General features: G+C 45.1%; 13 protein-coding genes and 1 pseudogene. 7 read left to right on the plus strand and 7 right to left on the minus strand.

Features of this window, described 5'->3' with window-relative positions; translation table 11 throughout:
- On the minus strand, positions 1-168 hold a 168-nt coding region (locus tag EOE65_RS17735; RefSeq protein ID WP_476739126.1), incomplete at its 3' end, for a transposase.
- A 196-nt stretch (positions 169-364) separates the two neighbouring features.
- On the opposite strand from EOE65_RS17735, the gene EOE65_RS17740 reads away from it, so the two are divergent.
- The 3 genes and pseudogenes from EOE65_RS17740 to EOE65_RS18270 form a co-directional block, all read left to right on the plus strand.
- Positions 365-607 (plus strand): type II toxin-antitoxin system ParD family antitoxin, encoded by a 243-nt coding sequence (locus EOE65_RS17740; protein WP_127696233.1) that lies wholly within the window; start codon positions 365-367, stop codon positions 605-607.
- Positions 604-915 carry a type II toxin-antitoxin system RelE/ParE family toxin gene (locus EOE65_RS17745; RefSeq protein ID WP_127696235.1) on the plus strand — a complete coding sequence of 104 codons (312 nt, stop codon included), beginning with the start codon at positions 604-606 and terminating at the stop codon, positions 913-915. The genes EOE65_RS17740 and EOE65_RS17745 overlap by 4 nt, the downstream gene beginning before the upstream one ends.
- A gap of 116 nt (positions 916-1,031) precedes the next feature.
- Positions 1,032-1,425 (plus strand): annotated as a pseudogene (locus EOE65_RS18270) (IS110 family transposase); the annotation flags it as partial.
- Positions 1,426-1,609: 184 nt separating this feature from the next.
- Here EOE65_RS18270 and EOE65_RS17755 read toward each other — a convergent pair.
- From EOE65_RS17755 to EOE65_RS17780, 6 genes are all read right to left on the minus strand, one after another.
- Complete coding sequence (locus EOE65_RS17755; RefSeq protein ID WP_164847158.1) at positions 1,610-2,155, minus strand: c-type cytochrome; 546 nt, start codon at positions 2,153-2,155, stop codon at positions 1,610-1,612.
- 92 nt (positions 2,156-2,247) lie between these two features.
- A complete protein-coding gene (locus EOE65_RS17760) occupies positions 2,248-2,544 on the minus strand; it encodes a hypothetical protein (protein WP_127696237.1) in 297 nt (98 codons plus the stop codon).
- Positions 2,545-2,585: 41 nt separating this feature from the next.
- Entirely contained in the window at positions 2,586-3,440 is an 855-nt protein-coding gene (locus tag EOE65_RS17765; protein ID WP_127696239.1) for a copper resistance protein B, read from the minus strand.
- Complete coding sequence (locus tag EOE65_RS17770) at positions 3,437-5,206, minus strand: copper resistance system multicopper oxidase (RefSeq protein WP_127696241.1); 1,770 nt, start codon at positions 5,204-5,206, stop codon at positions 3,437-3,439. The genes EOE65_RS17765 and EOE65_RS17770 overlap by 4 nt, the downstream gene beginning before the upstream one ends.
- A 369-nt stretch (positions 5,207-5,575) precedes the next feature.
- Entirely contained in the window at positions 5,576-6,985 is a 1,410-nt protein-coding gene (locus EOE65_RS17775; RefSeq protein ID WP_127696243.1) for a heavy metal sensor histidine kinase, read from the minus strand.
- Positions 6,982-7,671 carry a heavy metal response regulator transcription factor gene (locus EOE65_RS17780; RefSeq protein ID WP_127696245.1) on the minus strand — a complete coding sequence of 230 codons (690 nt, stop codon included), beginning with the start codon at positions 7,669-7,671 and terminating at the stop codon, positions 6,982-6,984. Before EOE65_RS17780 ends, EOE65_RS17775 begins: the two co-directional genes overlap by 4 nt.
- 161 nt (positions 7,672-7,832) lie before the next feature.
- On the opposite strand from EOE65_RS17780, the gene EOE65_RS17785 reads away from it, so the two are divergent.
- The 4 genes from EOE65_RS17785 to EOE65_RS17800 all read left to right on the plus strand — a co-directional run bounded on the left by EOE65_RS17785 (position 7,833) and on the right by EOE65_RS17800 (position 11,197).
- Positions 7,833-8,255: a hypothetical protein gene (locus EOE65_RS17785; RefSeq protein WP_127696247.1), complete on the plus strand. Its 423-nt coding sequence runs from the start codon at positions 7,833-7,835 to the stop codon at positions 8,253-8,255.
- Between the two features lie 117 nt (positions 8,256-8,372).
- Positions 8,373-10,658 carry a heavy metal translocating P-type ATPase gene (locus tag EOE65_RS17790; RefSeq protein WP_127696249.1) on the plus strand — a complete coding sequence of 762 codons (2,286 nt, stop codon included), beginning with the start codon at positions 8,373-8,375 and terminating at the stop codon, positions 10,656-10,658.
- Positions 10,659-10,670: 12 nt separating this feature from the next.
- Positions 10,671-11,024 (plus strand): cupredoxin domain-containing protein, encoded by a 354-nt coding sequence (locus EOE65_RS17795; RefSeq protein WP_127696251.1) that lies wholly within the window; start codon positions 10,671-10,673, stop codon positions 11,022-11,024.
- Positions 11,025-11,035: 11 nt separating this feature from the next.
- The gene (locus EOE65_RS17800; protein WP_127696253.1) at positions 11,036-11,197 is read left to right on the plus strand and encodes a DUF2933 domain-containing protein; all 162 of its coding nucleotides are present in this window, start codon (positions 11,036-11,038) and stop codon (positions 11,195-11,197) included.
- The last annotated feature ends 100 nt before the right edge of the window (positions 11,198-11,297 follow it).

An 11,297-nucleotide genomic window follows, 5' to 3' on the forward strand; every position in this document is an offset into this window, starting at 1 on the left:
AGGGTATGGACGCCGACCCTTGCCCGCTTTTGGGTAGAACGGTTCAATTTGAGCTTCAAGTTGCTGCCATGGGATCAGTTCATTCATCCGACCAAGGAAAAGCTCTTTGCGGGTTTTACGGCGTTTGTTAGTAAACTCGCTATCAGAGAAAGACAGTTGCTGGCTCATGAGATGAAGGCTTCCAATGGGAATGAGGTGGTTATTGTCTCATGCTAGGGACTTAATCGCATGTTCCCTAACTTGAATAGGACAGCCGATGAAGTCTAGTGCCCCTGATATTATTGAAGGCTCATATGTTATGCGCCTTGTATCTAGGCCTAAATAGTACCACAATTAGGTATATTTTGGTATTGGGAGCTATATTATGGCTAAGAACACTAGTATTACCTTGGGTGACCATTTTGACGGTTTTATTACTAATCAAATCCAAAGCGGTCGCTATAGCTCTGCAAGTGAAGTCATTCGTTCCGCTTTACGTTTACTTGAAATCCAAGAAACTAAAATGAACACCTTACGCCAATTGCTTGTTGAGGGTGAAGAAAGTGGAATTACGGATTATGACCTTGACTCGTTTATCAATGAGTTAGATAGCGAAGAGAGAAAATGACACCATTTCAATTAACTAACAAGGCGAAGTCTGATTTAAGAGATATAGCCTTGTTTACCTTTAGACGCTGGGGTCGTGAACAGCGAAATATTTACCTAAAACAGTTTGATGACTCATTTTGGCTATTAGCCGAAAACCCTGACATTGGTAAAGCCTGTGACGAGATTCGCGATGGATACAGAAAATTCCCACAAGTAAGCCACGTAATATTTTATCGTCAGACCGGCAGTCAAAATATTGAGATTATCCGTATCCTCCACAAAAGCATGGATGTGAATCCAATTTTTGGCGCTGTAACGACCGCGTAATAGGTGCGAGATTGCGAGCATCCTAATTGACGCGTTTGATACTCATTGAGCCTTCTCCCCAGCCTAGCCAGATTGACTAAGCTGGAAGGCAACCAAACCCAAAAGGAGAAGACCCAATGAACTTTTACAATGCACTCATCGTCATTATTGTGGAGTCGATTTGCATGCTCGTAGCTTGTATGTCTGTATCCTCAATCAGCAGAGTGAAACCTTGTTGCACAAGGAAATTCCTGCCAGTCCTGATGCTCTCATCGCCTGATCCAACCCTATCTGGATAACCTGGTCGTGGGTGTTGAATGCATGCATTGCTGGTACTAGGTAGCTGACTTCTGTGAAGAGCAAGGCATTACTTTTATTCTCGGTCACGCCTTATACATGAAAGCAATTCACGGCGGTAAAACCAAGAATGACCGAATAGATTCCCACAAAATAGCGGCATTGATCAGGGGCGGTAACTTTCCTTTGGCTTATGTGTATCCCAAAAGCATGCGAGCTACGCGTGATCTGCTTCATGATGAAAGATGAAAGATGAAAGATGAAATAAATGCGAGTACCTGTAGCGAATAAGTACTTATCTCCGTTAGTTAGGAAGCTGCAAAACCGAATCAGGGGCTTGTTCGCACTTTCCTTAGCCTTCTTTAGCGAATATAGCCAGTCGCTTTATTAATAATCTCCGGATTAATGATGCCCTTCATCATTTTTTGCCACGTGCAGTAAGGATCTGATATTGCGCCTCTGTCAGGTCAGGCAGACGCTTAAGAAATGCCACCATATTCCAGATACGTACATCATCATGCCCTGGCGCCCAAGCGGGCATTCCCGATGCTTTAATTCCGTGTTTGATAATCCAGAAATTTCGCTGATCAGCGGCTTGTGCATCTTCACCCGCTCGAGAGATATCTGCCAAGTTTGGTGGAGATGGATACAAACCTAATGTAAAATCGCTTTCAGTTTTACCCGGCTTAAGATGGCAACCAGCACACATATCATTGTAGTCAGCACCACCTTTGAGTAAACGATCAACCGAATCAAGATCCGACGGCACTTCAATGTTTTTCGAGGAGCGTGAGATCGAATTCTCGCGTAATGTCTCTAAGGCCCACGTGGTAATATCATAGTGAGGATCGTCAGCCCCCATCGAATATAAACCCGAGTACAGAAACGCCACGCCTCCTATCGCAATAGCACCCGTTATTGCTATCAATCGCTTTAAACAAGCGCCTTTTGTAAAAGCTGTCATCAGATAATCCCCCCCCCGAGCACATCCCTTACCGATCTCTCGGCAAGGGGCATGCAGATTATTTGTTTCTATTTTTCTTTGATTGCTACTTATTACTGCGAGGGAGCTTTCATCTGATGACCATCCCCATGAGATGCACTGTCTGCTTCTGCTGAGTCATGCCCCTCTGTTTCTGCCGTACCATGCTGCATGGTGCTCATGCATTGCTGCATCATCGCCATCACGATAGGGTCGTTCATATCCATTTTACTATGATCCATCGTGCTCATAGCCGCACAATCCGGGCTCTCTGCTGTCTTCATATGCTCTTTTTCGCCATGTGCCAGTGCCGAAAACGACAACATGAGTGCAGGTACAGCAACTAAAGCGCTAAGTTGTTTACTCTTCATTTTTAACTCCTGAAATATGTTATTTTTGTATTTGAATGGCATTAGAACCAAAATTTAATCCCTGCGACATAACGTGTATCACGAACAGACTCGTTGGCAGCCCGGGCAATATCTGCCGTTTGGCCCAGCTTACTTGTCCACTCGACCCCGACATAGGGGGCGAACTGCCGCGTCATCTCGTAGCGTACCCTTAATCCAAACGCGACATCCGAAAAGCCATCGCCCAATCCGTTCTCAATATCATCCTGGCCATACAGGCTCACCTCAGCACGCGGTTGCAGTACCCATTGTTGACTAAGCAATATCTCGTACTCAGCTTCAAGTGAAAGGGCCGTTCGTCCACTTTCTCCAATATAAGCAGTCATATCTAACTCAAACCAGTACGGAGCCAGCCCCTGCAACCCAATAGCAAGCCATTGTCGGTCCACACCCTCATCATATTGATCAAGTCGTATGCCCAACTGCGTATCGAAATAAGCACTGTATGCATGACTCCACAGAATATCTGCCTGACTTTCTTCCAAACGCCCGCTAGCGACATCACCTTCAAATTTGACATACAGGCGGTCATATGTGGAGCCATACCAGCCTCGAACATCAAATACGCCAGTATCATTATCAGAATCGTATTCGACACGATCGCCCTGAATCGCCCAAAATTTATGCTCGTCCGCAAGCTTTATCTGACGCGGCCCTCCTAACGCATAGGGCCCTTTTTCTAAGGTATAGCCATCTGAGTAGGCATGGGGGTCACGAATTTCAGGTTGATCCGTTTTAGCCTGGGCCATTTTAGAGTGATCCATTTCAGCACGAGCCAGCAAAGAGCTCGTACTCATTGCGAACACAGCGACAACTGCCAGCGGCTTTATCACATCAACATTAATTAATTGTTTCATGAAACCACCACTTCACGGAACATGCCCGCATCCATATGAAAAAGAAGATGACAATGCCAAGCCCAGCGGCCTACATCATGCGGCGTTGTTAAGAAACTAATCCGCTGAGCGGGCTGCACAGAGAGTGTGTGACGACGCACTAACAATTCGCCCTCCGCAGATTCCAAATCACTCCACATACCATGCAAGTGCATGGGGTGAGTCATCATCGTGTCATTTTGTAAAATGATGCGTATCCGCTCGCCCTGGCGCATCGAAACCGGTGTGCTCTTACCAAACTCAAGCCCATCAATTGACCAGCTATAACGTTCCATATTGCCCGTCAGATGCAGCTCTATCTCCCGGGTAGGTACTCGGTCATCATCTAGTACACCATGAATTGAACGTAAATCAGCCTGTGTTAATACACGCCGACCATTGTTACGCAGCCCGATACCCGGGTCATCCAGATTAGTACGTGGCGTATCCACACGCATATCGACAGACGGGCCATATTCTGTACTCGCATGCCGAGCGGTTTGCGAAGGCACCTCCAGAGGGTTCGTCTGCATACCTTTCATGGTGCTGTGATCCATACCTTTCATGGCGCTATGGTCCATACCTTTCATGGCGCTGTGATCCATTGCGCCCATCATGTCAGTCATTGTCAGCCATTCAACGGGATCAAGCTCCGGCACAGGAGCAACAAGCCCCGGACGGACTGATAAGGTGCCACTCGCGTAACCGGATCGATCCATGCTTTGTGCGAAAATGGTGTACGCATCCCCTTCAGGCTCGACAATAACATCGTACGTTTCACCGGGACCAAAGCGGAACTCATCTACGCTAACCGGTTTCACATTTTGCCCATCGGCCTGCACAATACTCAGGCTCAAGCCGGGTATTCGCACATCATAAAAGCTATTACTGGAACCATTGATAAAGCGCAGGCGCACACGCTCACCTTTATTAAACAACCCGCTCCAGTTGCCCGCAGGCGTCATACCGTTCATCAGATACGTAAAGGTTGTTGCTGAAAGATCCGCTAAATCAGTAGGATTCATTCGCATCTGATTCCACATCTTGCGCTTTTCAAACGCTCCTTTAAGCCCTATCGTTGATGCATCTCGTAAAAAATCACCGACTACTGGCTGATTGAAGTTATACACATCACTTTGCACCTTCAATTTGGAAAAGGCAGACATAGGACTTTCATCTGTCCAGTCTGAGAGCTGTATTACATGATCTTGATCTGCCTGAATCGACTCACCTTCGCGCGGCTCTACTATGAGCGCGCCATACATCCCGGTCATCTCCTGGAAGCCAGTATGCGAGTGATACCAGTAAGTCCCACTTTGTTTTAACGTAAAGCGATACTCAAAAGTCTCTCCTGGTGCTATACCGCGAAAGCTAATGCCTGGTACGCCATCCATCTGATAAGGAAGGATAATTCCATGCCAATGAATCGAAGTAGAAACAGATAGACGATTAATCACACGAATAGTCACCTCATCGCCTTCGCGTAAACGCAGTGTCGGTGCAGGAATAGATCCATTAATAGTGGTTGCCATTCGCGCAACGCCCGTAAAATTGACCGGTGTTTCAGCGATAACCAACGTGATGACCTTGCCACTCAACACCGGCGCTGATCCTAAGCGGGTATCATTTGTGTTGGCAGAAAGTAGCCTTGGCATTGCGGATAAGACACCACCCGCTGCCAGGCCTTTTACAAAAAGCCGTCGTGACAAACGAGGGCGAGAAATTAACGCAGATTCGTCTTGTTTCATACTTTCTGGTGCTCCGCTGTTACTGCTTACCATGCTGTTATTAAGTGACTGCTAACGTGTTAAAAAATAGCTATTGTCATGTGTCAAGCGTCACACTCTAGCGCGACCTCCCTGACAGCGGCATGACCTGAAGATGACAAAATTGTAATCTTCAGGTTGTAGGAAAAAGTGATTAAGTCCTCAGTCATGAAGGACTTAAGATCGCAGCATGATTACCCCATTTACCAGAGAGATGAGGTCAAAAAAGGAATTAAAAACAGCACACGGAAGAAAGGAGCAACTCAACCTTTATTAGTTGAAAGGCGGGCAGGTATTAACTTAATCGCATCTTTCCCAGGGGAAATTAATACCAATAGAGACTGGAACCCGTTACGTTTTAGTAATCAACGAATCATTTTTAAAAAATGTCACTTTAAAGCTCGTGCGCTCTACCGTTGAAGATACTGATATTTCGCCATTATGAGCTACTACGATTGCACGTGTTATTGCTAAACCTAAACCTACCCTTTCAGAATTTCCTTTCATTCGATTTTTATCAACCCTGTAAAAACGTTCAAAAAGATGAGGAATATGCTCTGCTGATATTGGCGTACCTACATTATTTACTGTAAGAAGAGTTGACTTATCACTCGCTTCAATTTGAACTTCGACGGTACTATGAGTGGGCGTATAACGTATAGCATTAGATAGTAAGTTATTGATAACCCGACGAATCATTAAACGATCACCTTGTATTTCACCTTTCCCTTTAAGTCTCAGCAATATGTTATGGTCTTCTGCCAACGCATCATAAAATTCAAATAAATCAGCTACTTCTTTATCAAGCTCAATAGTTTCCTTAGAGGGTAACTCTAATCCATGATCCGCTTTGGCAAGAAAAAGCATGTCTGAAATCATACGTGAAAGCCGCTCATACTCTTCTGCATTAGAAGCGAGAATAGATTGATATGTTCGGGCATCTCTGGGGAAACTCAGAGCTACATGTGTTTGCGTCATCAGATTGCTGATGGGTGTTCTAAGCTCATGAGCTATATCTGAGGAAAACTCAGATATACGCCTGAACGCATCTTCTAATCGCTCTAACATTTGATTGAGAGCATTAGCCAACTCTGAGATTTCTGCCGGAACATTTTCAACAGGCATGCGCTTATCTAACTGGTTCGCTGTAACCGCTAATGCACGATTTCTCATTTGATATAGAGGCAGCAAACCTTTCTTTGCCGCTAACCAACCGAGAAGACCACTGATTAATGCAGCGATAACAACATAGAGTAACAGGGCACCCTGAAAGCGTGACATAAAAAGCTCATGATGATTAATATTCAACGCTACCAATATACTAATCGGCTGTTTCGGCTGAGCTATTGTACTTTTAGTGACAACAAGCCCTCGATAAGATTGCCCCTCAGCACTCCAGGTTATAGCGTGAGGAGAAGACACACTTGATTTTCCTTTTATGAGATTAAGAGGAAATGTTACTCCTCCAGAGCTATACAGTGGCACACCCTGCTCATTCATCACTAAAACCAACAGCTCTTTATGCCCAATTAACCCTGATTTTAGCTTGTCTGCGAACACAGGCAATGTACCCGCACCAACACCCTCAGAAACAATACTACTGACTAGCTGTATTTTCCCTTGCAGTGTTTCTTTATCCTGCTCAAAGAAGTGCTGCTTTATAGAGAAGACAATCACGACACTAAGCCCTAGTAAAACAAAACCTGATACCAATGCATATAAGCCCGTCAGCCGCCAAATTAAAGATAATTTACGTTTCATATTTTGTCAGAAACCTCTAACACGTAACCCATTCCCCGAAGCGTATGTATGAGTTTAAGACCATAAGGCTCATCTACTTTTCTACGAAGACGCCTAATAGCGACTTCTATCACATTAGTATCACTGTCAAAATTCATATCCCATACCTGAGATGCAATCAAAGACCGTGACAACACCTCACCCTCTCGTCTCATGAGTAATTCCAATAACGAAAACTCTTTAGCCGTGAGCTCTATTCGTATACCCGCTCTGCTAACCCGTCGGCGTAACAGATCAAGCTCTAAATCGGCAACAGTCAACACGGTCGCTTCTGGCGTGATGCGAGTGCGTTTTAATAAAGAACGTATACGTGCCAGGAGCTCTGAAAAAGCAAAAGGCTTTACTAAATAATCATCAGCACCGAGTTCAAAGCCCTTTACCCGGTCCTCTACCTGATCGCGTGCGGTTAAAAATAATACAGGCATATCCCTGCCACTCAGGCGTAATGTTTCTAAAACTTTCCAACCATCAAGTCCGGGCAACATGACATCAAGGATAATCAAATCATAAGCGTCAACTTGTGTAAGCGCCAAATGAAGACCATCTATCCCGTTACACGCAAGATCCGTATTAAACCCGGCTTCATTTAGCCCCTGCTGAAGAAACATTCCTGTTTTATCTTCATCTTCCACAACCAGTATTTTCATAAGACTCCTAGATGTTTTGGGTGAGTATAAAGCATATAGGCAGTATTCAATCGAAATTACAAAAATGTAATCTTCATGTCAGCCTCATGAAAGGAGCAGTGTTTATTATAACTTCCAAAGAGTAAAAACACTTTCTCACATGAGTCTGGAGTACAACCACCATGAAAGTTAAAAAAATTATTATCAGCTTAAGCAGTGTATTAATTATCAGCGCTGCCTTACCTGCCGCTGCCGATCAGGATGCCAAGACACATTACATGATGCATGGTGGGGACGGCCCACAAGGACACCAGATGGAAGGTAGCAAACACAGTGCAGACCAGAGTCAAGAACACAAAGTGATCACTCCTCATACAGATAAAGCATCTGCTACAAACACGCATTACATGATGCATGGAGGTCAAGGTGAACAGGGGCATTTAATGGAGGGGGCCAAACATGCAAGCAACCAAGCAACAGTGCACCAAACACAACTAGCCACTAATTCGCCAACAAGTAGCCCTAAAAACAAGCACTATATGATGAACTCCGGTGACGGTCCTCAGGGCTACTGGATGGAAGGCAAGGATCACCCTACCTATTAACTTTACGGCCACTCATGGTCAATAACAATCATGAGTGGCGTGCTGAATTCCAATGTTATTCCGAGTTTACCGCAATGATTTTATTTACACGTTTCAACTACCATTCAGGAGAAAATCATGGGCTATTCGGATACTGATAGCACTCAGGAAAAAACGTCATTAAAGCAACCGTCGGGTTCTATTGACTTAATCATTGATGGCGCAGGTTGTGCCAGTTGTGTCGGCAAAATTGAGGGTGCGCTGACATCAGTAAAAGGTGTTCAGCAAGCAGAAATGAATTTTGCAGCTCGTACAGTTTCAGTATCAGGCCAGTCCGAACCTTCAGCATTAATTCAGGCGGTTAAGCAGGCAGGATATAGCGCCAAGGTGGTACAAAGCAGCTCAGAAGAAGCATTGCTTGATGAAAAAGAACAAGCTGACCTGGCCTATTACAAAACACTCATGTGGAAAATGTGGATAGGACTTGCCTTAGGCCTACCATTGATGATTTACAGCCTTATTGGCGGTGAAATGACTGTGACCACACCAACCGAGCGACTCGCTTGGTTATTCGTGGGTGCATTAACGTTTAGCGTCATGTTTTTTGCCGGAAAACATTTCTTTGTTGGCGCGTGGCAATCATTTAAAAACCACTCAGCGAATATGGACACGTTAATTGCTTTGGGTACAGGTACCGCCTGGGTCTATTCGATGGCGGTCATCGCGGTTCCTGAACTGATACCTGACATGGCAAGGCACGTATACTTCGAAGCGACTGCAATGATTATCGGGTTGATCAACCTCGGGTTAGCCCTTGAAGTAAAAGCACGAGGCCGAACATCGGAAGCGATCAAACGACTCATCGGCTTACAACCTAAAACAGCCCGAGTACTGAGAGACGGTATTGAGGTAGATATCCCGATCGAACAGGTACTACTTCATGATATTGTCCGTGTCAGACCCGGTGAAAAGATCCCGGTAGATGGCGTCATTCAAGAGGGCCAAACAGCCATTGATGAGTCGATGCTGACTGGTGAACCAATGCCAGTTGTCAAAAAAACAGGTGATGAAGTGGTCACCGGCACTTTAAATAAAACAGGCTCTATCGTCTTTAAAGCCACTCGCGTCGGCAAAGATACTGCGTTAGCGCAAATCATCAAGATGGTTAAAGTCGCTCAGAACTCTAAACCTCCCATTGGCCGCCTAGCCGATATTATATCCGCCTACTTTGTGCCTGTTGTTATGATTATTGCAGTGCTCAGTGCACTGGCGTGGTTGAACTTCGGACCAGAACCGGCCTTAGCCTTTGCCATTGTTTCCGCAACAACCGTACTGATTATCGCCTGCCCCTGCGCGTTAGGTTTAGCCACACCGATGTCAGTCATGGTCGGCGTAGGTAAAGCCGCAGAAGCGGGCGTGTTGATTAGAAACGGAGCCGCATTACAAACAGCCTCTAAAATTACCGCCATGATTCTTGATAAAACAGGCACGATTACTGAAGGCGCTCCAAAGGTGACCGATATTATTGTGACTAATGGATCACATGAAGACAGCATCCTGCAGTTAGCCGCTAGTATAGAGTCAAGCTCAGAGCACCCATTAGCGATGGCAATTGTTGAATCAGCAACAGCCAAAGGTTTAACACTCAATCGAGCAGAAAATTTCAATGCAATTGCCGGTCACGGTGCGACAGCGACTATTCAGAACCAATATTTACTACTGGGTAATGAAAAATTAATGCGTGACCGTAAAGTTGATATCAGTGGTTATATCGAGACGGCTCAGCAGCTGGCCAGTGAAGCTAAAACCCCTATTTATTTTGCTGTTGATGAACAACTTGCCGCTGTTATTGCGGTATCAGATCCAATCAAACAGGATTCAATTACCGCCATTAACCGCCTCCAATCTAATGGTATTCGTGTTGTTATGCTCACGGGCGATAACAGACTGACAGCTAAAGCGGTTGCTGAAAAAGTAGGGATAACGGAGTTTTTCGCTGAAGTTTTACCCGAAGATAAAGCACAAAAAGTAGCTGAATTACAACAACAAGGTGAAGTAGTCGGCATGACTGGGGACGGGATTAATGATGCCCCTGCACTGGCACTGGCCAACGTCGGATTTGCGATAGGAACAGGCACCGATGTCGCCATAGAAAGTGCGGATATTACGTTAATGCGCGGTTCATTACACGGCCTAGCTGATGCGATAGCTGTCAGCAAAGCAACATTACGTAACATCAAACAAAATCTCTTTGGCGCCTTTATCTATAACGTAGCGGGTGTACCTTTCGCCGCAGGCGTACTGTACCCCTTCTTTGGGTTGCTCTTAAGCCCAGTGATTGCCGGGGCCGCCATGGCCTTTTCATCTCTGACTGTTGTCATGAATGCTAACCGCCTACGTCTTTTTAAAGCCAAAGAACATTAAGGAGTCGATGCGATGTTGTGGATTAATATTAGTGGCATTCTGCTGATAGCTCTTATCGTTTGGTGGTTCTGGCTTTATAAGCCGCAAGAGGTCGAAGTCACCAACAATAAGATGGTTATCAGAATCGAAAACGGCGTTTACACCCCCGCTCATATAAAGGTGAAAGCAAATCAAAGTACTCTTCTGGCATTCATCAGAACTGACAACTCACCCTGCGCAGCTACTGTGCTGATTCCTGGGTTAGAGATCAGCGAGGAAATTGCACTCAACAAAGAGACTGTAATTACTTTGCCACCTTTAACGACTGGAGAGTACCCATTCCACTGCTCGATGCAAATGTATCGTGGTGTTATTAAGTCTGAATAAGGAGTGATTGTATGTTTAGTTTTTGGAAAACACCTTCAGGATTAGCAGCATTAGGCTTAATTGGTGCAGCCACTTACTTTTTAGTCATTGAACATCAACAGCATATTTTTGCCTTTTTACCTTTCTTGATTTTTCTAGCGTGTCCATTAAGGAACATGCGATTAAGTCCCTAGCATGAGACAATAACCCCCTCATTCCCATTGGAAGCCATCATCTCATGAGCCAGCAACTGTCTTTCTCTGATAGCGAGTTTACCAGCAAACGCCGTAAAAC

Origin of the sequence: Neptunomonas marina, assembly GCF_004005935.1 — a bacterium.
In the GTDB taxonomy this organism is placed as follows: domain Bacteria; phylum Pseudomonadota; class Gammaproteobacteria; order Pseudomonadales; family Balneatricaceae; genus Neptunomonas; species Neptunomonas marina.

Excerpts from the sequence above, each read along its gene's own strand:
- EOE65_RS17785 (WP_127696247.1), top strand. The coding sequence starts at position 7,833 with ATGAAAGTTAAAAAAATTATTATCAGCTTAAGCAGTGTATTAATTATC.
- EOE65_RS17755 (WP_164847158.1), bottom strand. The coding sequence starts at position 2,155 with ATGACAGCTTTTACAAAAGGCGCTTGTTTAAAGCGATTGATAGCAATA.
- EOE65_RS17800 (WP_127696253.1), top strand. The coding sequence starts at position 11,036 with ATGTTTAGTTTTTGGAAAACACCTTCAGGATTAGCAGCATTAGGCTTA.
- EOE65_RS17745 (WP_127696235.1), top strand. The coding sequence starts at position 604 with ATGACACCATTTCAATTAACTAACAAGGCGAAGTCTGATTTAAGAGAT.
- EOE65_RS17780 (WP_127696245.1), bottom strand. The coding sequence starts at position 7,671 with ATGAAAATACTGGTTGTGGAAGATGAAGATAAAACAGGAATGTTTCTT.
- EOE65_RS17765 (WP_127696239.1), bottom strand. The coding sequence starts at position 3,440 with ATGAAACAATTAATTAATGTTGATGTGATAAAGCCGCTGGCAGTTGTC.
- EOE65_RS17770 (WP_127696241.1), bottom strand. The coding sequence starts at position 5,206 with ATGAAACAAGACGAATCTGCGTTAATTTCTCGCCCTCGTTTGTCACGA.
- EOE65_RS17795 (WP_127696251.1), top strand. The coding sequence starts at position 10,671 with ATGTTGTGGATTAATATTAGTGGCATTCTGCTGATAGCTCTTATCGTT.
- EOE65_RS17760 (WP_127696237.1), bottom strand. The coding sequence starts at position 2,544 with ATGAAGAGTAAACAACTTAGCGCTTTAGTTGCTGTACCTGCACTCATG.
- EOE65_RS17740 (WP_127696233.1), top strand. The coding sequence starts at position 365 with ATGGCTAAGAACACTAGTATTACCTTGGGTGACCATTTTGACGGTTTT.
- EOE65_RS17790 (WP_127696249.1), top strand. The coding sequence starts at position 8,373 with ATGGGCTATTCGGATACTGATAGCACTCAGGAAAAAACGTCATTAAAG.
- EOE65_RS17775 (WP_127696243.1), bottom strand. The coding sequence starts at position 6,985 with ATGAAACGTAAATTATCTTTAATTTGGCGGCTGACGGGCTTATATGCA.